Below are 22,409 nucleotides of genomic sequence, written 5' to 3'. Positions count from 1 at the left end.
CCCAGTCGACGCGACGAAGCGCCCAGTCGACGCGACGAAGTGCCCACTCGACGCGACGGAGCACCCACTCGGCACGACGAAGCGCACTGTCGGCAGGCTAGAGCGCCCACTCGGCACGACGAAGCGCCCAGTCGACGTCAGTCGGGCCGCACGAACCGCTCGCGGCGGCCGAGCTGCTGCAGCCGGAACCACTCGCGGAAGCCCGCGACGTCGCGCTGCTGCACCAGGAAGTACCAGCCGAATCGTGCGTACTCCTGCGGGAGCAGCTTGCGCATGCCGGGCTGATTCATGAGGAAGCCGCGGTTGCGGTAGGTGAAGAAGCGCTTCACCGAGTTGTCGGGATACTGCGTGTGCATGCGGCCGCCGAGGATCGGGCGGAACTCGTCGGAGCCGTACGGGTGCAGATATGCCGTGGTCAGGCACGTGCCGAAGCGTAAACCGGAGCGAACTAGGCGGCGGTGCACCTCGACCTCGTCGCCGCGGAAGAACAGCCGGAGGTCGGGGACGCCGACGACGTCGAGAGCATGCGCCGAGAACAGTGCACCGTTGAACAGCGACGCGATACCTGGAAGCAGGTCGTCGTCGCCGTCGGGCTCGCCGTCGCCCTCGAACAACTCCGACCGCTTGCGCCGCCACGCCACTCCACGGCGCAACGGGAAGGCGAGGGTGTCGGGGTCGTCGATGTTGACGACGACGGGTGAGACCTCGTCGAGCCGATGACGTGCGGCGCAGTCGAGCAGCGTCGACAACACTTCGCTGCCCTCGGGGCGTCCGTCATCGTCGGCGCACCACACCCAGTCGGCGCCGAGTGACAGCGCGGTCAACATGCCGAGCGCAAACCCGCCCGCGCCCCCGAGGTTGCGCTGCGAACCCACGTATGTCGTCGGAATGGGTTGCGCGGCAACGAGATCGGCGACCTGTTGTTCGTTGCCGTTATCGACGACGACGAGGTGGTCGACAGGTCGGGACTGTGCGGAGACCACGGCGAGCGACTCGGCGAGCAACTCCGCTCGACGATGGGTCACCACAACGGCAATGACACGCGAGGCAATGACATGCGACGTCGAGCCCGTGGAGTCGCTCATGCGGGTTTGCCGTCGGTCCGATGCATCTCGTCGAGCACTTCGCGCACGTGCGCAGCGGCGGTCGGACCCTCGTAGGCGCCGACCACCTCCTCGATCCCGCCGTCCATCCGGATCTCGCCGTGGTCGATCCAGAGCGCGCGGTCGCACAGTTGCGCCAAGAACTCGTTGGAGTGACTGGCGAAAACCAGGATTCCCGAGCGCTCGACCAGCGACTGCAGCCGTGTGCGAGCCTTCTTCATGAACTCCGCGTCGACGGCGCCGATGCCCTCGTCGAGGATCAGGATCTCGGGATCGATGCTGGTCACCACACCCAGGGCGAGGCGCACGCGCATACCGGTCGAGTAGGTGCGCAGCGGCATGTTGAGGTAGTCACCGAGCTCGGAGAACTCCGCAATCTCGTCGGTCTTGCGCAGCATCTCCTTACGGCTCACGCCCAGGAACATGCCGCGGATGAGGATGTTCTCGTAGCCGGAGATCTCCGGGTCCATGCCGACGCCGAGGTCGAAGACCGGGGCCACGCGACCCTTCACCCGACACGAGCCGCGCGTCGGTTCGTAGATGCCCGACAGCAAGCGCAGCAGCGTCGACTTACCGGCACCGTTGTGACCGACGAGCCCCACGCGGTCGCCGTGTTCGAGGTGCAGGTTGATGTTCTTGAGTGCTTCGACAACCACGACGTTCGACGCATTGGCGCCGATCACGCCGCCCGCGGCACCGAGCACTGACTTCTTCAGCGACCGCGTCTTGGCGTCGAAGATGGGGAAGTCGACGCAGGCGTCCCAGGTGTCGACGCGGACGGCGTCGTTCTTGATCTCAGGTTCTCTGGAGCTGGTCACGACTCACACCCAATACGGAACTCGGGCGCGGTAATTGCGCATGATGAACAGGGCGAGAAGGCATCCCGCGACGGTGCAGCCGATGACGATCGCCCAGTGATAGAAGGCGACCGATTCGCCGAGCAGCGGACCGCGCGTGATCTCGAGATAGTGGAACATCGGGTTGATCTCGACGATCCGTGCCCGCGACGAGCCCTCTCCGGTGACCTTGTGCAGCGACGACGCGCTCCAGATGATCGGCGTCATGAAGAACACCAGGCGCACGGCGGTGCTGAGTAGCTGTCCGATGTCGCGGAATCGGGTGGTCAGGATGCCGAAGACCATTGCGACCCACACGCTGTTGATGACGAACAGGACCATCGCCGGGATGATCAGCACGACGGTCCAGCTCAGGTGGATGTGCTTCCAGAAGATCGCCAGCAGCACCAGGTAGATGACGATGTTGTGCGCGAAGATGATGAGCTGCCGCCATGCGAGTCGGTAGACATGCACCGACAGCGGCGACGGGATCTGCTTGATCAGCCCCTCGTTCTTGGCGAACACCTCCGAGCCGTCGAGGATCGATCCCTCGATGAATCCCCAGAAGATGAAGCCGAGCGTCACGTACGGCAGGAACGTGGTGATGTCCTCGTCGAACAGCTGCGAATACAGCAGGCCCATCGCCACGGCCGTGATGCCGGTCGCGATCGTGATCCACAACGGTCCGAGCACCGAACGCCGATACCGCTGTTTGATGTCCTGCCATCCGAGAAGCGCCCAGAGCTCTCGCGCGCGGAGTCCGTCCGAGAGGTCCTTGAACGCCCGCCGAAACGACCTCGAATCCGACGTCGTGGGTGGTGGCGGAACTTCCCGCTCGTTGACTACCGCTGACACGGGGATTCAGCATACAAGCGAGCGGTTCGACGATCCGGAACGGGCGGTGTCGAGCGAGGAGTCCGCGGTCCGATGCTCAGAGGTACTGACCGGTGCTCGGACCGCCGCCGGGACCACCTGGGCCCACGATTCCGGGAGGCAGAGCGCCCTGTCGCATCTGCTCGAGCTGCGCACGCGCTGCCATCTGCTGAGCGAACAGCGCTGTCTGGATCCCGTGGAAGAGTCCTTCGAGCCAACCGACGAGCTGTGCCTGCGCGATACGCAGTTCGGCGTCGGACGGGGTCGAGTCGTCGGAGAAGGGGAGTGCGAGGCGTTCGAGCTCTTCACGTAGCTCAGGGGCAAGGCCGTCTTCGAGTTCGCTGATCGACGTCTGGTGGATCTCGCGGAGCCGGTTGCGCGACGCCTCGTCGAGCGGAGCTGCGCGCACTTCTTCGAGCAACTGCTTGATCATGGTGCCTATCCGCATGACCTTGGCAGGCTGCTCGACCATGTCGGCCACACTGTCTTTGGATTCGGCGTCCTTCCCGGTCTCGTGATCGTCGGGGCCGACAACCACGATGTTCTCGTCGGCGGTTGCCGGAGAACCGAAACCGCGGGGATCAAACGCTCCGGACGATGTGCCTTCGCTAGCCATGTCCCCATTGTGCCGAAAGCCACCGACACCCGTCAGCAGTAGTCGGTATTGCTCCCGACGCCAGGGGACGCCGTCGCCGCGCGGCGTTCGGCGACAACCCGTCCGTTCGTCGAGTGCGGGCCGTCTATCGTGGCTGGCATGAGTCTCGACGTCGCCGCCGTGCGAGGACTGTTCCCCTCGCTCGGCGACGGCTGGATTCATTTCGACGCACAGGCCGGGATGCTCATCCCCGACTCTGTTGCCAGCGCGGTCTCGTCGGGATTCCGGCAGCTCGGCGCGGCGCCGGGCGGGGTCTATCCGGGTGCGGTCCGCACCACCGAAGCCATTGACGGCGCACGTCGAGCGGTCGCCGATCTCGTCGGCGCACAGGCTGCTGGCGTCGTCCTGGGACCCTCCCGATCGGCGCTCGTGTGGACCCTGGCGGAGTCGATCGCCCCCAACACCTGGCTCGGCGGCGACGTCGTCGTGAGTCATGCCGACGACGAGCCGAACATCGTGCCGTGGCTGCGGGTCGTCGGACGCTATGGCGGTTCTGTGCGGTGGGCCGAACTCGACATCGAGACGGGTGAGTTGCCCGCGTGGCAGTACAAGAATCTCGTCGGTGCGCGCACGGCAGTCGTCGCCGTCACCTTGGCGTCGTCGACTCTCGGTGCCATCACCGATATCCCCGCGATCGCCCGCTTCGCACACGCACGTGGCGCAATGCTCGTCGTCGACGCGACGAATGCTGCTCCCTACATGCCGCTCGACATCGCCGAACTCGGTGCGGATGTGCTCGTGGTGTCCGCCGAGCGGTGGGGCGGTCCGCGGGTCGCGGCAATGGTGTTCCGGGATCCCAAGGTCATTGATCGGCTCGTCCCGATGTCGGTCGACCCGCGTGCGGTCGGCCCCGCACGTCTCGAACTCGAACCGCTACAGGGCGGACTGCTGACCGGGCTGGTCGCATCGATCGAACATCTCGCCTCGCTCGACGCCGACGCGATCGGCAAGCGGCGTCGACGACTTGTCGCCTCCCTCGACGCGGTCAACGAGTATCTCGACCGGCTGATGGTCTACCTCACGACGACTCTGGAGCAGCTCAGTCAGGTCTCGGTGGTCGGGACGCCAGGTAACCGCGTCCCGACGCTCAGCTTCACCGTCGATCAGGTCTCGGCGGACAAGGTGGTTCGGCGCCTCTCCGACAACGGGATCTGCGCGCTCGCCGACCTTCCGTGCCGAGCGCTGACACGCATGGGTGCAAGCGACTTCGGCGGCGCGGTGACCGTCGGTCTCGGACCCTATTCGACGCCGTACGAAGTTGACCATCTGGTCAGAACTCTCGGGTCGCTCGGTTAGGCAACGTCGCAGCGTATTGCGTGTGGGTCGACCGATCCACACGGTTTCGCATTTAGCTACAACGCATACTAAGTTGACCAATGTGAACGACCCCGAACCCCGCCCTCCCGCGCCTGATACACCGGAGCTGACCGCCGATCAGGTCGCGCTCTGGAACTCGTTCGTGGATGGCGGATGGGCGTTGATGGCTCAGGTCAACAGCACGTTCGGCGCAAACGGCTGGACTACAACCGACCTGCGCATCCTCGAAGTCCTCGCGACGCGTGAGCAGTTCGGCATCAGTGAACTCGCGGCGACCGTGCACATGGGCGTCAGCACCATGTCCCGTCAGATCGGCAGACTGATCGACACCGGCGACGTCGTCCGCGTGCGTTCGGACCTCGACGGCAGACACCGACTCGTCCGCATCACCGACACCGGCCGCAGCACACTGGCCCGGATCTCGCGGGTGCGCAACGGCGTGATCCGCGAGTACGTCTTCGACGTCCTGGGCGAGGAAGGCTTCACCACCATCTGCCTCGCCATGCGGAAGGTCCGGGGCTCCTGGTCCTGACGGGTACGCCCGTTCGACGCCACTTTCGGGCAGCATCGATGGCATGCGTGCAATCACCGTCGAGTCCGATACCGCCACATTGTCTGTCGCCGAAGTACCCGATCCGACGCCGGGACCCGGCGAGGTGCTCATCGAGGTCGCGGCAGCCGGCGTGAACCGCGCCGACCTACTCCAGAAGCAGGGCCTGTATCCACCGCCGCCCGGGGCGTCGGACATTCTCGGTCTCGAAGTGTCGGGCCGGATCGTCGAACTCGGTCCAGAGGTGACGGAGTGGTCCGTCGGCGACGAGGTGTGCGCCCTGCTCGCGGGCGGCGGGTACGCCGAGCTGGTGGTGGTTCCGGCCGTGCAGGTGCTGCCGAAGCCGTCGAATGTGGACCTGATCGAGGCAGCGGGGCTGCCCGAGGTTGCGTGCACTGTTGTCTCGAACCTGCTGCTCACGGCGCACCTGCAGCTTGACGAGCTGGTGCTCATTCACGGAGGCTCCAGCGGGATCGGCACCCACGCGACGCAGTTGTGTCGCGCGCTGGGAGCGAGGGTCGCGGTGACGGCGCGAACGAAGGAGAAGTTGGCGCGCTCGGCGGAGTACGGGGCCGAGATCCTCATCGACTACTCGTCGGAGGACTTCGTCGAGGTGATCTCCGGGCACGGTGGCGCCAACGTGATCCTCGACATCATCGGCGCGGCCTATCTGCCGCGCAACGTCAAGGCTCTCGCCACGGGAGGACGCCTGGTCATCATCGGCATGCAGGGCGGCGTCAAGGGTGAGTTACCCATCGGCGCAATGATTTCCAAGCGGCTCTCGGTGTACGGCACCGCGCTGCGCTCGAGGCCGGTGACCGGGGCCGACGGCAAGGCGTCGATCGTCGAGAAGACCTACACGCGAACCTGGCCGTTGATCGAGGCCGGCTCTGTGGTGCCGGTGACCGACTCGGTCTTCGAGCTCGCCGACGCCCAAGCCGCCCACGAGCGACTCAACAGCGGCGACGCGATCGGCAAGGTGCTGCTGCGCGTTGGCTGATGAGGGAACGGGCTGACGGGGGAGTGGGCTGATGGTGGTCTCGCGCTGCGGGTCACGTACCCTTTTCGGCAGGGAAGCGTGGCAGAGCGGCCGAATGCACTCGCCTTGAAAGCGAGCGTGGGTAAAACCACCGGGGGTTCAAATCCCTCCGCTTCCGCAGAAGAGGCCGAGTTGCGTGGGATCCAGAGGGGCATTTTTGTACCCCTGCGTCCCACGCAACTGAACCTCATTTCGGCGAACGACGGGTCCGCGTGATCGCTGAGACCGTATGGCACAATTCCGGCCTGTGAAGAAGCTGATAGCAAGTGTAATGATCGGCGGCGCCGCTGCCGCAGGAGTTCTCGTGGGTGGCGGAGCGGCGCACGCCGACGTCTCGCCTGGCAACTACCGATACTGCAACACCGAGTTCCAGGGTTTCCACGTTCCGCTGCCGTGGTGTTCGGACATGACGGTTCGCAATCACCGGCTAGGGGTCACCCCCAGCTTCCGTGGCTACCCCATCACAACCGTCGGCAAGTACGAGTACGTCAACATGGGCCAGGGCAACGGACTCAAGATGTACAAGACGCGCAACGGATATGCGGGCTCGCAGTATCAGGGCAACAAGGTCATCGCCAAGTTCGTTCTGACGCGTAAGCGCTGAGCGCGCGGTCAACCAGCCAGGAACTGATCGATCTGGTTGAGTGACTGCGTCGCGCCCTCGGCCATGCCCATGTCGAGGACCTTCTGCAGTCCCTCAACCGTTTCGTACGTACTCACGTAGGTGGCGATGGTTCGGCCGTCGTTGTCGGCGAACGAGTATGTGCTGTGCGACAACGGAAGTGAATCGATCGGCGTGAAGTTTTCGTCGGCGAAGCCGTCGCGGAAGCTGAAGTTCGACGGCTTGTCGACGGAGTCGACGAGCCAGTAGCCCGCGTACTTTTCGCCGTCGGGTCCGGTCATGTAGTACGTGACACGCCCGCCCGGCGCCAGGTTGTGGTCGACGAACGTTGCGGGGTATTCCGGTGGGCCCCAGACCTTCTCGAGCTGACGCGGATCGGCGTAGATCTGCCAGACGCGTTCAACCGGAGCTGCGAACTCGGCTGTGATGGTGAGGGATCGGTCGTCGAGATTCTTGGTGACGTCGATGACGGGCATTGTCTTACTCCTCTTTGTCGGCAGCTGTCGACGGAGTGTCGTCGACAGCAAGTAGTGCGTCGATTCGGTCGATCCGGCCGCGCCAGACCTGCTCGAGCTCGTCGAGTAGGTCCGACACGGCGCGCACGGCCTCGACGTCGCCGGAGGCAAGTTGTTCACGCCCTCGGCGACGTTTTGTCAGCAGTCCGGAGCGTTCGAGCACGGCGACGTGTTTCTGTACCGCGGCGAAGCTCATGTCGTAGTCGGCGGCGAGTGTCGACACCGACTGCTCCTGCGCGAGCACGCGCCGCATGATGTCGCGGCGGGTTCGATCGGCAAGTGCGTGGAACAGTGCGTCTGCCTGGTCCTCTGCCGTTGTGCTCACGATGCAAACGTACAACTGATTGGTTGTACGTGTCTACCCTTTCGTGAAATTGGCCTGTATTGCGCACCCCGGGTCCTGCGCCCCGAGCGCTAGCGGAGGACACTGGTGGGATGCGCGACGACGGGAGAGGTGTAGACCGCGACGAACTGGACCCTCGGCTCGCGGACTCCCTTCGTGGAATCGAACGCAGGGTCATGGCAGAGGTCCCGCTCCGCGGGCGTGCGGTCGCCGCCATCTGGGTGGCCGTCGTGGTACTCGCGGGCATGAGCGTCGTGACTGCGCTGACCGGAACGTCGACGCCGCTCTCGGAACTCGCCGTCATCTTCGGCGCCGCCGCAGTGGTGCTGTCCATGGTCGCGGTGATTGTTCGACGTTTCGCACCCTGCTGGATCGCAGCAGCGGTCAGCGCCGTCGCGGTGCCGATCTCGATTCTGGGCTACTGGGCGGATCAGACTGCGCGCCAACAGACTTCGCTTGGGCTGTTGGTGGCCGCGCTGTGCCACATCGCGCTCGTGGTCAACTGGGTGCAGTGCGTGCGCCCGCCGGCGGGGCACAACGGAGGCCACGCCTCGTAGGTGTGGCCGCGGGTGATCTCGTCAAGCTCGATCAGCGGGATGGGCTCGATCGGCGAAGGGGCGCTCGATCAGCGAAGGGGCGCTCGATAAGGGGGTGGGCTCGGTCGGCGGGTGATCTCGACAAGCTCGATCAGCGAGGGGCGCTCGATCAGCGAGGGCGTGCTCGATCGGCGAAGAGGCCGCTCGATCAGCGAGAGCGCGCTCGATTGGCGAAGAGGGCGCTCGGTCGGCGAGGCGCGTACACAACTCGGTCGTGAGCGCGGCGCCATCACAATCATCTCCTCGGCGGTCCGCTCAGGTACGAGTTGTGTACGTACCGGCGGCCGTCAGGACGGGGCCATGGCGCGCTGAGCCTTTTCGAGCGCGGCGAGGGTGCGTAGTACATATTCGCGACGCGAGGTCAGGTCGGCGATGCGGGCCTTGGCCGAGAGTCCCGATTCCTGCTCGGCGGCGGCCAGGCGCCCGTCGATGTCGGTGAGTTCGTTCAGCAGACCCTCGGCGCGGCTGAGAAGCTCCGCGCGGTCGGGCCGCGAGACGTCGTTGCGTCGTGTCGGGCTCGTGGTTGCCGTGCTCGCCTTGTCGCCCACGCTCTTCACGGCGCCCGACTTCGCAGCGCTCGACTTCACCGCGGCCGCAGACGTTCGCGACGCGGATCGCTTGGGTCGAGGAGCGGGGGTGCTCGTGCGGATCCGGTTCAACTCGGTGTACGCATCGCGAGCGCCGACACGGTGCTCGCGCTCCTCCTCGTCGTCGCATTCCACGGAGCCGCCGAGCGGGCGCAGACCGTAGAAACCCAAGAACTTGCGCGCCTCGGTGATCGTCACCTCGAGCTCGCGGCACTTGCCGCAGCGCACTTCGTCACGGAAGTCCGCGACGTCATCGGTGGAGGAGCACCACTCACACGGGGTGGCAGTGTTTTCGGTCACGACAGCTTCGGCAGTTCTGGAGAGCACGTTCGAAAACAATACGGGACAAGAGGTTTCAGATTCCAATTCGAGCGTGTCGCACACCGACACCCCGCGTGACTACAGCCAATCCCGCTTGCGGAAGTTGATGTAGAGCACGATGACAGACCCGACGATCAGGATCGCACTGACCCAGACACCCCACGACGTGCTGTATCCGGGGAACAGCACATTCTGTCCGTAGTAGCCGGTGATGAGGGTCGGGACAGCGATGATCGCGGCCCATGCGGTCAACTTTTTCATCACGGTGTTGAGCCGCGCGTCCATCAGCGAGAGGTTCGTCTCGAAGACGCTGCTGAGCATGTCGCGCAGTGACTCGGTCCACTCGGCGGCGCGCAGCACGTGGTCGTAGAGATCGGAGTAGTTGGGGTCGAGCTCGGCCGCGTGCTCTCCGCGATCCTGGTAGCGGTGTCGCTGGATGGTGCCGACCACCTCGCGCATCGGGAGCACCACCCGCCGCAGCACCACGAGATCCTTGCGCAGGTCGTATGTCCGACGTTGCAGGCTGACGTTGGGGACCGACTCGTCGAACAGGTAGTCCTCGAGCTCCTCGATCTGGTCGTCGAGTACCTGGACCGCGTCGAAGTGGCCGTCGACAACGACGTCGAGCACCACGTAGAGCAACCCGCCGACCCCGAGCGACGCGGCGTTCGTGTCCTCGCAGCGTTCCACCACGGTCTTGATCCCGTCGCCCGGATGCATACGCACCGTGATGACGGCGTTGTCCTTGATGAAGATCGAGATGCGGTGCAATGTAAAGGATTTGGCGCGCTGATTCTGCCCGTTGTTGGCGGCCACCCCCGACCTCGGGGGTGGCGGGTCGTCGGAGTCGTCGTCAGCGTCGTCGTCGGAATCGCTGTCGGAGCGTCGAACATCTTGTGTCGCAGACGTTTTCATCTCGATGCCGTACACCATGATGAAGGTGTGGTCGCTGTAGGTGACGGTCTTGACGCGCTCGGCAGCCGAGATCGTGTCCTCGATGGCGAACTTGTTCAACCCGAGTTCGTCTGCGAGCGAAGAGAGCGTCTCATGGGTCGGGCACTGCAGGTCGGCCCACACGACGGTGTCGGACTCGCCGATGAGGTCGGAGACCGATTCGAGGGAGAATCCGTCGACCTTCTTGCCATCGCGCCAGATCTGGCCCTGGATGCGCTCGTCTCCCATGACGTCATCCTGCCACGCGACGAGAGGTCCTCGACGCTGCCGCGCTCGCTCGACCTGGCAGGATCGGCCCATGGCCCACCGCATCCCGTCTCTCACCGGAGTGCGTGCGCTGGCTGCGGCCGCGGTCTGCCTGACACATGCGGCCTTCTGGACCGGCAACTACACCGACGACTACGTCGGACGCCTGTTCTCTCGGTTCGAGGTCGGCGTCGCCATCTTCTTCGTACTCTCGGGGTTTCTGCTGTTCTCGGAGTGGATTCGGCCGCTGCAGAAGGGCTCGGCCCCACCGTCGACTCGGCGCTACTTCTGGCATCGTGCACGGCGAATCCTGCCCGCGTACTGGATCACGGTGATCGCGGTCTACCTCGTCTACGGCTGGTATTCGCCGGGTGGCGAGGCCGCGGTGACAGGCGTTGGCTGGTCGGGTTTCTGGCGAAACATGACCCTGACGCAGGTCTACGGCATCGGCCACCTGCATGCAGGCCTGACCCAGATGTGGAGTCTCGCAGCAGAAGTCGTGTTCTACCTGCTCCTGCCGCTGATCGCCTGGCTGCTGATCGTCGTCGTGTGCCGCCGCCGCTGGCGACCGGATCTGCTCATCGGCGGCCTGCTCGTGATCGGGCTGGTCAGTCCGGTGTGGTCGGTGCTCGTCGACGGCAATCCCGACGCCGATCCGACAGCCCGACTCTGGGCGCCTGCTTTTCTCGGATGGTTTGTCGCCGGCATGATCTTGGCGGTCTGTGCGCCGCTCGTCGCCAAGTGGAACACCTGGTTCTGGCTTGCGGCCGCGGGTGTCGCGTTCCTCGTGTCGGGTCTGCCGCTGGCAGGAGAGCCGACGATCACGCCGAGCACGGCGTCGGCGACGATTGTCAAGCATCTGCTCTACCTCGTCATCGCCGTCGGAATGGTTGGTCCGCTCACCGCCACCGACCAGTCGTCGCCGTGGGCTCGGCTGTGCGGCAGCCGTCCCGTCGTGTGGCTCGGCGAGATCTCCTACGAGTTCTTCCTCGTGCACGTACTGGTACTCGAAGTGGTCATGGACCTGCTGAACTATCGCGTGTTCAGCGGCAACGTCGTCGTGGCGTTCGTGGTGACAACCGCGATCAGCATCCCCGTCGCGTGGGCGCTGCACCGCGCGACCCGTCCGCTGTGGCGTGCGCCGACGCCTCGGGCACCCGAATTGCGCAGGTAGAATCTGGGAACGCGGCGGGGTGAAGTGACTACTCTCGCCCGCAAGACGGTCCCGAATCAAAGGCGTTACGACGATGATCGACAAGAGCGCGGCCCAGCGGGGTGGCGACAGCAGTGCTCAGATCCGCAGCTGGTGTGAGCGATCGGCCGTCGCCGGTGAACGCCCCGAGCTCTCCGATGCCGCCGCACTCCTTGTGGCGTCGGGGTATCTCACCCCTGCAGGCCGGGCGATCCTGGTCCGCCGGATTTCTTCCGGACTGCCTGTGCCGACGCTGCCCACGGGTTTCGGCGAGCTGCGTCGACTCCAGCGGGCGATCGTCCAGCTCGAAAGCCAACTCGACGCCCCGATGGTGCCCGGAATGGTCGTGACGCTGATGCGCGGGCGTCTCAACGGGCTGCTGCGTCGGCGCGATGACTCGCGCAAGCTGATCGTGACCGCGAAGGGTGTTTTCGCAGGTAGTACGCGCGCCATCCGTCGGGAACGTCGGGAGAACGTGTACCTCGAGATCGAGGAGCGGGAGCGTCTGTTCGCCGGACTGCTCTGCACACCGACCCCGAACGTGAACACGTCGAACCCGATGCGTCGTGCGGGAACGGCGGCTGTCGAACGGATCGCGGGCGTCGTCGGACAGGTCGCCGCACGTTCGGGATATCCGCAGGCGGGGGAGTGGGCCAACCGCGTCGCCGCCGTCGACGGAACTCCCGCGTCGCCGAGAAACCCGGCCTCACCGCTTTCCGGGGTGGCGAACTTCGTCGACGGCTACGAGACGCTGATGTTCCTCGCCGCCCACTACTACGACCGCATCATGCGCAATCCGGCGTGGCGGTCCGACCACTTCGCCGTGCAGCGCACGCAGGTCAATCTGCACGCCGAACTCGCCGAGATCGTCGCCGACGTCATCGCGCTGCGCTCGGTGCGGATCGACCTCGACCGCGCCAAGCGAAACGGCGGATTCGACGCCTCGTTCGCCGCCCAGATCGATCGTCGTGAAACGGTATTGCGGCCGGTCTGGACCGAGCTCATCGACCGTGTGCAGGCGCTCGGCGACGTCGCGTACGTCGTCGAGTCGGCCGCCGTCGAACTGCAGATCCTGTCCGAATACAACAGGGCCGCAACCATCGACGACCGGATCGACGCGCTCATCGCCAGGTCGGGCGACCGGGAGATCTCCGTCGACAACGCCAAGCGTCTGACCGAGCAGGTGCGCAGCGGCGAGGAGCAGTTGCGTATCTACCGCGACGTCCTCGAGGGCAACATCGCACGCATTTCGCCTGCCGTGCCGCGGGAGCTACCCGCCCGCTACGAGCCGTCCTGACCCGCGTCGCTTCAGGCGCGTGACCAGGACCGCAGGTGATCTTTTTCGACGCCGGTGAGTCGTCGAAGCGAGTGTGCCTCAACATCGACGACGGCCATCTGAGTGCTCGCGACACACGCGGGTTTGGAATCGTCCTCGGCGTGCGCGCCGCGGATCTCATAGCCGATGGTGAAGTCGACCGATCGAAAACCCTTGATCCACATGCCAATCCGCAACGGCGAATCGTCGTGCCGTAGTTGGCTCTGATATCTGATCTCGACGTGGACGATCATCGCGCTCTTGATCAGTTCCGCCTGAGACCCGGTCGGTGTGTCGGCTTCGGCAGCCAGAGTGGTTGCCATGACCAACCATTGGATGCGGGCCTCCTCCATGAGGGTGACCATCCGCGCGTGGTTGATGTGACCAAAGGCATCCATGTCCGACCACCGCACGGGTACCTCGGCGACGAATGCGAAATCTCCGACACCCAGACCGCGCTCACCTGCAGACTTCGTCGAACTATCCAGATCCTTTGGTGTCGTCACAATAACAACCTTATGTCGACGTTGCGCGAAGACGGTTCGGGGATGTTGGTTGCCAGGAACGACACGTACCCTGTGGACGACGCTGGCCGCAGTGGGAGGGGAACCCACTGATGCGGGCCGTCCTGACATTTCAAGATGTGCGCATGACGATGAGATGCGCACGATCGCGAGTGCCCGACTCTGGATGGTCGGTGCGCTCCGAAGAGTTCGAGGAGACACTTGCATGGGTGGGCGTTGGAGGATCACGGCTGCGCGTCGGCGCACGGGAGGTAGTGGGTCGGTGATTCGACGATCTGCCGTGTTCGCGACCGCGCTTGTCGGATTCTCCGCGCTACTCACCGGCGTTCCCGCCGTGGCGGACGCAGCACCCGTGCCCGTTGCGAAGATCGCGAAGGTTGAGAAGCTGGGACCGCTCAGGACCGACGTCTGGGTCACGTCGCCGTCGATGAAGACGAAGATCAAGCTGTCGGTGCTGACCCCCGCAAATGCGTCGGGTCCGCGACCAACCGTGTACATGCTCGACGGCGCCGGGGCCGAGGGCGACGTGAGCGACTGGATCACCAAGGGCCACGCGGGCCGCTTCTTCGCGGGCAAAAATGTCAACGTGGTGCTGCCGACCGGCGGTAAGGGCAGCTTCTACACCGACTGGCAAAAGCGCGATCCCAAAGTGGGACAACCCATGTGGGAGACCTTCCTGGCAAAGGAGCTCCCTCCGCTTGTCGATAAGAAATTCGACGGCAATGGGCGCAACGCGATCATCGGCCTGTCGATGGGCGGCCAGGCGGCATTCGCGCTCACCATCCGTCATCCGTCGACCTACAGCGGACTCGCCTCGCTGTCGGGCTGTCCGCCGGTCTCCGGCGCTGCCAATGAGGCATACGTACGCACGACGGTCGGACGCGACGGCGGCGACGCGACGAACATGTGGGGGCCGTTCGGCTCCGAGGGCTGGGATGCTCACGATCCGGCCAAGCACCTCGACGCACTGCGCGGCAAGGACATCTTCTTGGCCGCCGGATCAGGCGCTATCGGCCCGCTCGACCTGCAGCGTCGAATCGAACCCGACGAGGGCCCACCCGAGGCCGTGACGGCGTCGTCGTCGGCGCTCGAGCTGGGGGCCTACCGCTGCTCGCTCGAGTTCGCCGCGACGATGCGCGCCAACAACGTGCGCTACACCGACGGCTTCCGCCTGATCGGCACGCACACCTGGGCCTACTGGGAGCAAGACCTCCCCGCCGCCTGGCGCACCGTCTCGCGCGGCCTGTACTGAGCCGCGCGGCGCCCACTCGGCCGTTTTAGGCGCCCACTCGCCTGTATTAGGCGCCCAGTCGACGGTGACCGCACGGTCGACTGTGCGCTCCAGACCGTCGACTGGGCGCTCGAGACTGTCGACTGTGCGCCTTATCCCGTCGACTGTGCGCTCGGGACCGTCGACTGGGCGCTCGAGAGTGTCGACCGTGCGCTCGGGACCGTCGACTGGGCGCTCGAGACTGTCGACTGTGCGTCTTATCCCGTCGACTGTGCGCCTTAGCCCGCCGAGTGGTCCTCGGCCCAGCTGGTGGCGAAGGTCAGGAAGGCGTCGTTCTCCTCGGCCTCGGTGACGGTCACGCGCACGCCGTCGTCGGCGAAGGGTCGGATGATCACGCCGGCGTCACGCGCGGCGGCGGCGAAATCGGTTGTCGCGTCGCCGAGTTCGATCCAGACGAAGTTCGCCTGCGTCGCCGGGACGCGATATCCCATGTCGCGCAATTGCTCTGCGACTCTGGTGCGCTCCTCGACGATCGCCTCGGTGCGCGCGAGAAGCTCGTCGTCGGCGTCGAGGCTTGCGATGGCCGCGGCCTGAGCCACCGAGTTCACGGAGAACGGTACGTGAGCCTTGCCGAGCGCGGTGATCACCTCGGGATGTGCGATCGCATATCCGACGCGCAGCCCCGCGAGTCCGTACGCCTTCGAGAATGTCCGCAGCACAACCAGATTGGGATACTCGCGGTGCAGTTCGATAGCGTCGTATGCCTGCGTCTGCGACGGTCGCATGTACTCGAAGTACGCCTCATCGAGAGCGACGACGACGTCGCTGGGCACCTTGGCCAGGAAGGTCCGCAGGCTGTCGGCGTCGACGATGGTGCCCGTCGGGTTGTTCGGGTTGCAGACGAAGATCAGCCGTGTGCGGTCGGTGATCGCGTCGGCCATCGCGGGGAGGTCGTAGCTGAGCTCGTCGGTCAGTGGGATCTGCACCGGCACCGCTCCGACGAGACGCGTCGCAAGCGGATAGGTCTCGAACGACCGCCAGCCGAACAAGACCTCGTCGCCCGGCTCGCATGTGATGGTCACGAGGTTCTGGCACAGGCTGACCGAGCCGCAGCCGACCTGGATCTCGTCCTCGGTCACGCCCAGACGCTTGGCGAGCGAGGCCGTCAACTCCACCATGCCGTTGTCGGGGTAGCGGTTGATGGTCTGCAGCGAGTCGGTGATGGCCTGCTCGACGCTGGGCAGCGGCCCGAACGTCACCTCGTTGCTCGCGAGTTTGATCGCGCCGGGAAAAGTGGCACCAGGCACGTAGACGGGCAGTTCTTCGAGGTGAAGGCGAAGGCGGAAACTCACACGTCAAATGTAGGACGCGAGCGTTCGCATGCCGAAACCGGCTCATGCGAGACGCCGTCTGCCCGTTCTTCACGACGCCTTTGCGAGGGCCTGTCCGCGCAGGTCGTCACGCCTCGTAGCTCGCGGTTTGCTTCGGACTGATGACCGTGTGTAATCTTTCCACTCGGCAGTTCGAAAGGACTCCGCCAAGGAGGCGTGCCAGAGCGGCCGAATGGGACTCACTGCTAATGAGTTGTCTCGCTAAAACGGGACCGGAGGTTCAAATCCTCTCGCCTCCGCCACCGCAGTCAGCCTCGACCGCGGAGAACTGAATAACGCTACGCGCCCGTAGCTCAACGGATAGAGCATCTGACTACGGATCAGAAGGTTTGGGGTTCGAATCCCTACGGGCGCACCACACACTCCCCGTCACCGATACCCGGTGGCGGGGAGTTTGTCGTCGACGGATCGCGCGCGACATCGACCGGTGCGCAGGTCTGCACACGGTCTCGCCGAGGTCACTGTTGTGAATCGGACGCTGAGAATCTGCAATCATCGGTGATTTACTGAAGTGGCGGAAGTGCTTGATGTGACATTCCGGTCCCGAGTCGTACGACGAGAGGAACTCTATGCCTTCGCCCATTGCAAAAATCACTGCCGAGTTGTTCGGCACGTTCTGGCTGGTCTTCGGCGGTTGCGGTACCGCGATCTTTGCCGCGAAAGAGGTGGCTGTCGGTGACGACACCGGCACCCGAATCCAGGTGGGTGTCGGCTACCTCGGCGTCGCCCTCGCCTTCGGTCTCACCGTGGTCACAATGGCGTACGCCCTCGGTCACATCTCCGGAGGGCATTTCAACCCCGCCATCACGCTCGGTGCATGCGTCGGCGGACGCACCCCGTGGCGCGACCTGCCGGGCTACTGGGTCGCGCAGATCGTCGGCGGTTTGCTCGCGGGCCTCGCGCTCTGGGGTATCGCCTCGGGCAAACCGGGGTGGTCACGTGAGGGAAATATGGCTGCCAATGGCTACGCCGAGCACAGCCCCGGCAACTACACGCTTGCCGCGGTCATCGTGGCCGAGATCCTGCTGACAGCGTTCTTCCTAATCGTCGTGCTCGGCGCGACGGACGTCCGCGCACCAAAGGGTATGGGCGCCTTGGCAATCGGCTTGGCGCTGACCCTCATCCACCTCATCTCGATTCCGATCTCCAACACGTCGGTCAACCCCGCACGCTCGACGGGCGTCGCCTTCTTCAACGGCAACGGCGCACCGGGACAGTTGTGGGTGTTCTGGGTTGCCCCGCTCGTCGGCGGCATCATCGGCGGCTTGCTCTACCCGCTGCTGTTCGAGGATGGGCGTTTCAAGTTCGCGCCCGTGCAGAACACCGTTTAACCGAACACACACGACTTAACCGAACACACACGACGGCCGGCCCCGGGCGCGATGCCCGTGGCCGGCCGTCGCGTCGTCGTGGCGGTCCGTATCGTCGGGATCAGGGATGGCGGCGTCAGGTATGTCGGCAATGGAGACGGGAGCGTCAGCATGGGACAGCAGGAGGCGGGGCCGCGGCCCGAGGACCTCTATCGCGCGCCGCTGATGCCTGGCCTCTACCCGCCGCTCGGATTCGCCCCCGACGGCACGCCGCGGTTCGTGCCCGGCCAGCAGCCCTCGCAGACTGCCGCCGGACCCCAGACCTCCGCGCCCGGAGGCGCGACACCCCCACACGGTGGACCACCACCCGACGAAACAGAACCCGACCCAACGGAATTCGACGACGAGCGGCGTCAGCCGAAGTCGCCGGGAAAGTTCGGCACCGGTGTGGTGTTCGCGCTGGTCGCGGCCGTCGTTCTCGGTTTGGTGTTCTACGGATTCTCGCTGATACGGCAATCCGGCGCGCAGTCGCAGGACGCGCCTGCAACCCTGACGATCGTCGATCCCACCGTTCCCGACGTCCCGACCCAGCAACAGCAGCCGGGCAACCCGATGCTCCCGCCCGGGGCGACGCCTGCACCGCGCGACAGCGACACCGCGGGCCGATCCGTCACCTACGACGCGACCATCGAGGGCAGCGGGACCATCCTCTACGTCGACGACGTCGGCCTGCGCAGCGAGTTCACTCCACCGCCCACGTGGCACCTCGAGTTCACCGCGGGATCGGCGCCGCTACGACTGCTGGTCCTCGCCGGACAGAACAGCTCGGCGTCGTGTGAGATCAAGGTCGACGGCCAGAGCGTCTCGATTGATCGGGTCGACGCAGGGTCTGCCCGGCGGACCGCTTCGTGCCGCGCGTGACCGTAACGAAGTGATGGAGACCGGCATCCGATGTGTGTAGCGGCCGCTCGCTCGCTACCGTAGACGCGTGAGTACAACCCCAGCCCCTGATCACGACACCGCAGCGAGCGGCGGATCGGTCGACACCGCTCCGGTTCGGGAGTACAAGACGATGATCACCTGGCGTGGTGTCGGAGTCGACAGACTCGAGCAGGTACGCCTGCACGTGTCCGGGCTGCGCATCAAGGCATACGGTCGGATCATCTCGGCGGCTACCGCCGACTCCGAGGCGTTTTCCGCCTCGTACGAGCTGATCACCAACGACGCGGGCGTGACGAAGCGACTCTCCATCCACCTCCTCCGGGAGAGCGGCGAGAGCCAACTCGGACTCTCCCACGACGACGAGAACCTCTGGCTCGTGCGTACCAACGGAGACACCATCCGCAGTGACTTCGACGGCGCGCAGGACGTCGACCTGGCCATGTCGCCGATGTTCAACGCGCTGCCCATCCGTCGATTCGGCCTGACCACGGCACCGACCGACGTCGAGATCCCGGTGGCGTACGTCTACCTGCCGACCGGCGAGGTCAAGCCGGCGCAGATGCACTACACCTCGGGTCCCGACGGCATCGACGTCGTCTCGCCGATCGCGACAGCCAAGATCACCGTCGACGACAACGGCTTCGTCGTGAACTACTCGGGATTGGCCGAGCGCGTCTGAGCGGTCACCCCAGCCAAACCCGACCCGCGTGGGCCTGTTTGCGCATGTCCGACGCCCAGCCGGGCGCGCCGACGCTGACCCCGACAATCGGCTCCCGACCCCGCGCCGCCATCTCCTCGTAGGCCATGCGCGCGCGATGTCCGTCGTCGATCAGAGCGGCAACGCTGCCGGAGTCGCGCAGTTCGTCGCGTGCCTGGACGAGACGGTCGATCGCCTCGCTGAGTGCGTTGAGTACGGCGATGTCGTTGGCCTCGATCATCGCGCGCTGCAGCGTGGGTTCCGTCGCGGCAACGCGCGTCCCGTCTCGAAAACTGCCTGCGGCCAGGCGTAGCGCAAGGTTGCTCTCGCCCGCACCGACGGCGGCAGTGTCTGCGGCAAGCAGGTGCGGAACATGCGAGATCGCCGCGACGGCCCGGTCGTGTGCGTCCGGCGCCGCAGGGACGACAACCGCTGACACCTCCAACGCGAGCTCTGCCACCGCGGTCCAATCGTCGGCGTCCGTGTCGTCGGACGTGGTGACCATCCACATCGCATCGGTGAACAGCGTCGGATCGCATGCGTCCCATCCGGACCGACTCGTCCCGGCCATGGGGTGCCCGCCGACGTACCGCGCGTGCGGATGAATCCTCGAAACCTTCTCCGCCACAGCCTGTTTGACGCTGATGACGTCGGTGAGCAGGCATCGTGGCGCCGTTTCGGCGATTGCGCTCAGCAGCGGCTCGATCGTCGTGACCGGGGTGGCCAGCACGATGATCGCGTCGTCGGCTGCCGCGCGTTGCAGCGTCGCAACCAGATCCGACGAGGCGTCGTATCCAGAATTCGACGCCGCGTCGACGGTTGCCTCGGAGCGGTTGTAGCCGAACACGTCACGACCGGCCGCCGCCAGGGCCTGCATGAACGACCCGCCGATCAGCCCGAGGCCGAGGATGCAGACCGGTCGTCGAGTCGTCGCCGTCGTCTGTGATTCCTGCGCGGTCTGCGGTTGGCTGCCCTGCTTGTCTTCGGTCACGAGGTCCAGATTCGCACATCGGTCTCGGGTCTCGGAGCGCGTGGCGACGGAGTGTAGGCGACCTGAGTCGGAAGGGGATTGGGGCGGGCGTCGATTCTCGACTACCGTGAGCGTCATGGCAGGTGCCGGCGCTGGGGTTTCGGACTCCAACAAGCAGCAAGCGATCGACGATATCGAGGGTTTCGCGGTAGCCGTGGTCCGCGAGGATGCCGCTTGGAAGGTCAAGGCGCTCGACGAGTCTGCCCTGACCGACCTATCCGCCGCCGAGACGCAACTGCGTGAGCTGCGGGCAGCGGGTGCCGTGTTCGGGCTCCTCGACATCGATGACGAATTCTTCATCGTCGTCCGCCCGGCCCCCGGCGGTGCACGACTGCTGATCTCCGACGCGACCGCCGCGATCGACTACGACATCGCCGCCGACGTCCTCGACGCCATCAACGTCGACGTCCCCGATCTCGACGACGACGAGCTCGACGACATCGATCCGTGGGAGGAAGGCGACCTCGGCGTGCTCTCCGACCTCGGACTTCCCGACGCGGTGATGGGCGTGATCGTCGGCGATACCGACCTCTACGCCGACGAGCAGATCGGCATGATCGCCGCGCGACTCGGATTCGCCGACGAACTGTCGAAGGTGCTCGACTCGCTCGGACACTGAAGGCTCGCAGGTGAACGGCGGGCGTGACGCGTCGCGCGTTCGGGATCAGATGAGTCTGTGGGATCAGATGATCGGCGAGGCGCTGGCTGCTGCTGTCGACTCCTCCGGACCCGACGACGTCCCCATCGGAGCCGTGGTCTTCGACCCGGCGGGCGTCGAACTCGCGCGTGCCGGAAATCGTCGTGAACTCGACGCCGACCCGACCGCCCACGCCGAGATCCTCGCGCTGCGTGCCGCCGCGCACGCCTTCGGTGACGGATGGCGTCTGCCCGGATGCACCATCGCGGTCACCGTCGAGCCGTGCACCATGTGCGCCGGAGCGATCACGCTCTCACGCGTCGACGCATTGGTCTTCGGGGCGTGGGAACCCAAGACCGGCGCCGTCGGATCGCTGTGGGACGTCGTCCGCGACCCTCGCCTCGCCCACCGCCCGCAGGTCCGCGGCGGGGTGCGGGAGGCGGAGTGTCGAGAGCTGATGGTCGGCTTCTTCGACACGCGCCGCGAGGGCTGAGCCGTCGACTGTGCGCTCGAGACCGCCGACTGGGCGCTCGAGACCGCCGACTGTGCGCCCCCGGCCGCCCCGTCACGGCGTGACGACGGCGCGCTCCGATCCGTCGTAGCTCCACGCCTTCTCGACGTCGTCGATCCCGAACGCTGCGTAGGGCACCTGCAGGGCGCCGGACGCGATCGCATCGATGACCGCGGGTATCGAGCGCATCTGCTGCTCGGCCGACACCGAGCCGGCCCCGCTGCCCGAGATTGTGATGTTCCGCGATCGCAGGAGCGTCGACGGTACGGCGGCGTGCGCCCCGGCGAGCGACCCGATCTGTACGTACGAGATGTGAGCGTCGTCTTCGTGCAATCCCTGCCGTCCGAGTGCCATGAATGTGGCCTCGGCGATCGGGCCCCAGACGTAGTCGAGGACGAGGTCGGGCGTCGACGCGGCGACGGCCTCAGATAGCGCGCCTGCCGGATCGTCGACATCGAGTTCGACGACGTCGACGTCGGGCGCGCGCAGGCTGTGCAGCACCGCCTGGTTCCGGCCGGCGGCGATGATGCGCTCGGCGCCCAGGGCCCGAGCGCTCTGAACCGCCAGGCGACCCGACATCCCCGTCGCGCCCAGGATCAGCACGGTCCCCAAGCTGCCGCGCGCGTCGCGGTGGGCGTGCAGCGGAAGCCATCCGGAGCCCGCAGGATTGACCCCTGCGGCCACTGCGAGCGGGTCGGCGTCGTCGGGAACAGGAAATCCGCCCTGTGCCGCCATGCGCTCGGCCATCGTGCCCCATGGAGGTGCGATGCGACCGGTGTAGCGCAGAGACCCGTCCGCTGCGCGCACCACGGCGTCGATGCCGGGTACCTGGGGATATATGCCGGAACTTCCGTAGTGGCGGCCCGCCGACAATGACCTGACGATCTGGTGCAGGCCTGCGCCCACGAGGCCGAAGAGCTCGGTTCCCGCGACGACCTGCGGTTCGTCGAATGTTCCGGGCACCGGGGTCTGTCCGGCTTCGGTGATGATTGCTGCCTTCATGACGAGTCTCCTTAACTTAGTTAAATCAGGACTGCATCCAGACTCCCTTAACTTTGTTAAGCTGTCAACC

General features: G+C 65.7%; 25 protein-coding genes and 3 tRNA genes. 16 read left to right on the top strand and 12 right to left on the bottom strand.

From position 1 onward, the window contains the following. Positions 1-137 precede the first annotated feature (137 nt). The 4 genes from glfT1 to ACRVY7_RS20675 all read right to left on the bottom strand — a co-directional run bounded on the left by glfT1 (position 138) and on the right by ACRVY7_RS20675 (position 3,428). Positions 138-1,085 (bottom strand): galactofuranosyltransferase GlfT1, encoded by a 948-nt coding sequence (gene glfT1, locus ACRVY7_RS20690; RefSeq protein ID WP_431818463.1) that lies wholly within the window; start codon positions 1,083-1,085, stop codon positions 138-140. Further along, the gene (gene wzt, locus ACRVY7_RS20685) at positions 1,082-1,921 is read right to left on the bottom strand and encodes a galactan export ABC transporter ATP-binding subunit Wzt/RfbE (RefSeq protein ID WP_049700170.1); all 840 of its coding nucleotides are present in this window, start codon (positions 1,919-1,921) and stop codon (positions 1,082-1,084) included. The genes glfT1 and wzt overlap by 4 nt, the downstream gene beginning before the upstream one ends. A gap of 3 nt (positions 1,922-1,924) precedes the next feature. Then, positions 1,925-2,794, bottom strand: a complete 870-nt coding sequence (gene wzm / locus ACRVY7_RS20680) for a galactan export ABC transporter permease subunit Wzm/RfbD (protein WP_431818462.1) — start codon at positions 2,792-2,794, stop codon at positions 1,925-1,927. A gap of 76 nt (positions 2,795-2,870) precedes the next feature. After that, on the bottom strand, positions 2,871-3,428 hold the full coding sequence (locus ACRVY7_RS20675) for a bacterial proteasome activator family protein (protein ID WP_049700168.1): 558 nt from the start codon (positions 3,426-3,428) through the stop codon (positions 2,871-2,873). A gap of 138 nt (positions 3,429-3,566) precedes the next feature. Between ACRVY7_RS20675 and ACRVY7_RS20670 the strand changes: the two genes are divergently transcribed. The 5 genes from ACRVY7_RS20670 to ACRVY7_RS20650 all read left to right on the top strand — a co-directional run bounded on the left by ACRVY7_RS20670 (position 3,567) and on the right by ACRVY7_RS20650 (position 6,977). Further along, complete coding sequence (locus tag ACRVY7_RS20670; RefSeq protein ID WP_431818461.1) at positions 3,567-4,763, top strand: cysteine desulfurase-like protein; 1,197 nt, start codon at positions 3,567-3,569, stop codon at positions 4,761-4,763. Between the two features lie 82 nt (positions 4,764-4,845). After that, positions 4,846-5,316, top strand: a complete 471-nt coding sequence (locus tag ACRVY7_RS20665) for a MarR family winged helix-turn-helix transcriptional regulator (RefSeq protein ID WP_049700166.1) — start codon at positions 4,846-4,848, stop codon at positions 5,314-5,316. A gap of 43 nt (positions 5,317-5,359) precedes the next feature. Then, entirely contained in the window at positions 5,360-6,334 is a 975-nt protein-coding gene (locus ACRVY7_RS20660; protein WP_431818460.1) for an NAD(P)H-quinone oxidoreductase, read from the top strand. Between the two features lie 72 nt (positions 6,335-6,406). Next, positions 6,407-6,491, top strand: a tRNA-Ser gene (locus ACRVY7_RS20655). Between the two features lie 129 nt (positions 6,492-6,620). Then, positions 6,621-6,977, top strand: a complete 357-nt coding sequence (locus tag ACRVY7_RS20650; protein ID WP_431818459.1) for a hypothetical protein — start codon at positions 6,621-6,623, stop codon at positions 6,975-6,977. 8 nt (positions 6,978-6,985) lie between these two features. Here ACRVY7_RS20650 and ACRVY7_RS20645 read toward each other — a convergent pair whose 3' ends face one another. Further along, complete coding sequence (locus tag ACRVY7_RS20645; RefSeq protein WP_049700164.1) at positions 6,986-7,471, bottom strand: SRPBCC family protein; 486 nt, start codon at positions 7,469-7,471, stop codon at positions 6,986-6,988. 4 nt (positions 7,472-7,475) lie between these two features. Further along, a complete protein-coding gene (locus ACRVY7_RS20640) occupies positions 7,476-7,835 on the bottom strand; it encodes an ArsR/SmtB family transcription factor (RefSeq protein WP_197494539.1) in 360 nt (119 codons plus the stop codon). 110 nt (positions 7,836-7,945) lie between these two features. Here ACRVY7_RS20640 and ACRVY7_RS20635 point away from each other — a divergent pair, with 110 nt between their 5' ends. Then, positions 7,946-8,410 (top strand): Rv2732c family membrane protein, encoded by a 465-nt coding sequence (locus ACRVY7_RS20635; protein ID WP_049700163.1) that lies wholly within the window; start codon positions 7,946-7,948, stop codon positions 8,408-8,410. Between the two features lie 326 nt (positions 8,411-8,736). Here the strand turns inward: ACRVY7_RS20635 and ACRVY7_RS20630 are convergent, their stop codons facing one another. After that, positions 8,737-9,336 carry a hypothetical protein gene (locus ACRVY7_RS20630; RefSeq protein ID WP_431818458.1) on the bottom strand — a complete coding sequence of 200 codons (600 nt, stop codon included), beginning with the start codon at positions 9,334-9,336 and terminating at the stop codon, positions 8,737-8,739. A gap of 99 nt (positions 9,337-9,435) precedes the next feature. Next, a complete protein-coding gene (locus tag ACRVY7_RS20625; RefSeq protein ID WP_431818457.1) occupies positions 9,436-10,539 on the bottom strand; it encodes a magnesium transporter CorA family protein in 1,104 nt (367 codons plus the stop codon). A 70-nt stretch (positions 10,540-10,609) separates the two neighbouring features. Here ACRVY7_RS20625 and ACRVY7_RS20620 point away from each other — a divergent pair, with 70 nt between their 5' ends. Both ACRVY7_RS20620 and ACRVY7_RS20615 read left to right on the top strand, forming a co-directional pair. Next, the gene (locus tag ACRVY7_RS20620; RefSeq protein WP_431818456.1) at positions 10,610-11,731 is read left to right on the top strand and encodes an acyltransferase family protein; all 1,122 of its coding nucleotides are present in this window, start codon (positions 10,610-10,612) and stop codon (positions 11,729-11,731) included. Positions 11,732-11,804: 73 nt separating this feature from the next. Continuing rightward, positions 11,805-13,046 (top strand): hypothetical protein, encoded by a 1,242-nt coding sequence (locus tag ACRVY7_RS20615; protein WP_049700159.1) that lies wholly within the window; start codon positions 11,805-11,807, stop codon positions 13,044-13,046. A gap of 11 nt (positions 13,047-13,057) precedes the next feature. Here the strand turns inward: ACRVY7_RS20615 and ACRVY7_RS20610 are convergent, their stop codons facing one another. After that, a complete protein-coding gene (locus ACRVY7_RS20610) occupies positions 13,058-13,570 on the bottom strand; it encodes an acyl-CoA thioesterase (protein ID WP_431818455.1) in 513 nt (170 codons plus the stop codon). A 223-nt stretch (positions 13,571-13,793) separates the two neighbouring features. On the opposite strand from ACRVY7_RS20610, the gene ACRVY7_RS20605 reads away from it, so the two are divergent. Then, entirely contained in the window at positions 13,794-14,840 is a 1,047-nt protein-coding gene (locus ACRVY7_RS20605; protein WP_431818454.1) for an alpha/beta hydrolase, read from the top strand. Between the two features lie 257 nt (positions 14,841-15,097). On the opposite strand, the gene hisC is transcribed toward ACRVY7_RS20605, so the two are convergent. Beyond that, complete coding sequence (gene hisC, locus ACRVY7_RS20600) at positions 15,098-16,171, bottom strand: histidinol-phosphate transaminase (protein ID WP_431818453.1); 1,074 nt, start codon at positions 16,169-16,171, stop codon at positions 15,098-15,100. 189 nt (positions 16,172-16,360) lie between these two features. Here hisC and ACRVY7_RS20595 point away from each other — a divergent pair. The 5 genes from ACRVY7_RS20595 to ACRVY7_RS20575 all read left to right on the top strand — a co-directional run bounded on the left by ACRVY7_RS20595 (position 16,361) and on the right by ACRVY7_RS20575 (position 19,141). Then, positions 16,361-16,452 (top strand) — tRNA-Ser (locus ACRVY7_RS20595). Positions 16,453-16,492: 40 nt separating this feature from the next. Further along, positions 16,493-16,568, top strand: a tRNA-Arg gene (locus ACRVY7_RS20590). A 211-nt stretch (positions 16,569-16,779) separates the two neighbouring features. Next, entirely contained in the window at positions 16,780-17,541 is a 762-nt protein-coding gene (aqpZ, locus tag ACRVY7_RS20585; protein WP_290723181.1) for an aquaporin Z, read from the top strand. A 150-nt stretch (positions 17,542-17,691) separates the two neighbouring features. Continuing rightward, on the top strand, positions 17,692-18,441 hold the full coding sequence (locus tag ACRVY7_RS20580) for a hypothetical protein (protein WP_431818452.1): 750 nt from the start codon (positions 17,692-17,694) through the stop codon (positions 18,439-18,441). 151 nt (positions 18,442-18,592) lie between these two features. After that, complete coding sequence (locus ACRVY7_RS20575; protein ID WP_431818563.1) at positions 18,593-19,141, top strand: putative glycolipid-binding domain-containing protein; 549 nt, start codon at positions 18,593-18,595, stop codon at positions 19,139-19,141. A 4-nt stretch (positions 19,142-19,145) separates the two neighbouring features. On the opposite strand, the gene ACRVY7_RS20570 is transcribed toward ACRVY7_RS20575, so the two are convergent. Further along, a complete protein-coding gene (locus ACRVY7_RS20570) occupies positions 19,146-20,150 on the bottom strand; it encodes a prephenate dehydrogenase (protein ID WP_431818451.1) in 1,005 nt (334 codons plus the stop codon). A 115-nt stretch (positions 20,151-20,265) separates the two neighbouring features. Between ACRVY7_RS20570 and ACRVY7_RS20565 the strand changes: the two genes are divergently transcribed. After that, complete coding sequence (locus ACRVY7_RS20565; RefSeq protein ID WP_005208124.1) at positions 20,266-20,808, top strand: tRNA adenosine deaminase-associated protein; 543 nt, start codon at positions 20,266-20,268, stop codon at positions 20,806-20,808. Between the two features lie 49 nt (positions 20,809-20,857). Continuing rightward, entirely contained in the window at positions 20,858-21,319 is a 462-nt protein-coding gene (locus ACRVY7_RS20560) for a nucleoside deaminase (RefSeq protein WP_431818450.1), read from the top strand. A gap of 72 nt (positions 21,320-21,391) precedes the next feature. On the opposite strand, the gene ACRVY7_RS20555 is transcribed toward ACRVY7_RS20560, so the two are convergent. Beyond that, positions 21,392-22,339 carry an NAD-dependent epimerase/dehydratase family protein gene (locus tag ACRVY7_RS20555; protein ID WP_431818449.1) on the bottom strand — a complete coding sequence of 316 codons (948 nt, stop codon included), beginning with the start codon at positions 22,337-22,339 and terminating at the stop codon, positions 21,392-21,394. Between the last annotated feature and the right edge of the window lie 70 nt (positions 22,340-22,409).

The organism is Gordonia jacobaea (assembly GCF_965344965.1).
GTDB lineage: Bacteria > Actinomycetota > Actinomycetes > Mycobacteriales > Mycobacteriaceae > Gordonia > Gordonia jacobaea.
This window is presented reverse-complemented; position numbering and strand designations above follow the sequence as displayed.

Excerpts from the sequence above, each read along its gene's own strand:
- glfT1 (WP_431818463.1), bottom strand. The coding sequence starts at position 1,085 with ATGAGCGACTCCACGGGCTCGACGTCGCATGTCATTGCCTCGCGTGTC.
- ACRVY7_RS20675 (WP_049700168.1), bottom strand. The coding sequence starts at position 3,428 with ATGGCTAGCGAAGGCACATCGTCCGGAGCGTTTGATCCCCGCGGTTTC.
- ACRVY7_RS20670 (WP_431818461.1), top strand. The coding sequence starts at position 3,567 with ATGAGTCTCGACGTCGCCGCCGTGCGAGGACTGTTCCCCTCGCTCGGC.
- ACRVY7_RS20660 (WP_431818460.1), top strand. The coding sequence starts at position 5,360 with ATGCGTGCAATCACCGTCGAGTCCGATACCGCCACATTGTCTGTCGCC.
- ACRVY7_RS20645 (WP_049700164.1), bottom strand. The coding sequence starts at position 7,471 with ATGCCCGTCATCGACGTCACCAAGAATCTCGACGACCGATCCCTCACC.
- ACRVY7_RS20635 (WP_049700163.1), top strand. The coding sequence starts at position 7,946 with ATGCGCGACGACGGGAGAGGTGTAGACCGCGACGAACTGGACCCTCGG.
- ACRVY7_RS20625 (WP_431818457.1), bottom strand. The coding sequence starts at position 10,539 with ATGGGAGACGAGCGCATCCAGGGCCAGATCTGGCGCGATGGCAAGAAG.
- ACRVY7_RS20620 (WP_431818456.1), top strand. The coding sequence starts at position 10,610 with ATGGCCCACCGCATCCCGTCTCTCACCGGAGTGCGTGCGCTGGCTGCG.
- ACRVY7_RS20615 (WP_049700159.1), top strand. The coding sequence starts at position 11,805 with ATGATCGACAAGAGCGCGGCCCAGCGGGGTGGCGACAGCAGTGCTCAG.
- ACRVY7_RS20605 (WP_431818454.1), top strand. The coding sequence starts at position 13,794 with ATGGGTGGGCGTTGGAGGATCACGGCTGCGCGTCGGCGCACGGGAGGT.
- aqpZ (WP_290723181.1), top strand. The coding sequence starts at position 16,780 with ATGCCTTCGCCCATTGCAAAAATCACTGCCGAGTTGTTCGGCACGTTC.
- ACRVY7_RS20580 (WP_431818452.1), top strand. The coding sequence starts at position 17,692 with ATGGGACAGCAGGAGGCGGGGCCGCGGCCCGAGGACCTCTATCGCGCG.
- ACRVY7_RS20575 (WP_431818563.1), top strand. The coding sequence starts at position 18,593 with ATGATCACCTGGCGTGGTGTCGGAGTCGACAGACTCGAGCAGGTACGC.
- ACRVY7_RS20565 (WP_005208124.1), top strand. The coding sequence starts at position 20,266 with ATGGCAGGTGCCGGCGCTGGGGTTTCGGACTCCAACAAGCAGCAAGCG.
- ACRVY7_RS20560 (WP_431818450.1), top strand. The coding sequence starts at position 20,858 with ATGAGTCTGTGGGATCAGATGATCGGCGAGGCGCTGGCTGCTGCTGTC.
- ACRVY7_RS20555 (WP_431818449.1), bottom strand. The coding sequence starts at position 22,339 with ATGAAGGCAGCAATCATCACCGAAGCCGGACAGACCCCGGTGCCCGGA.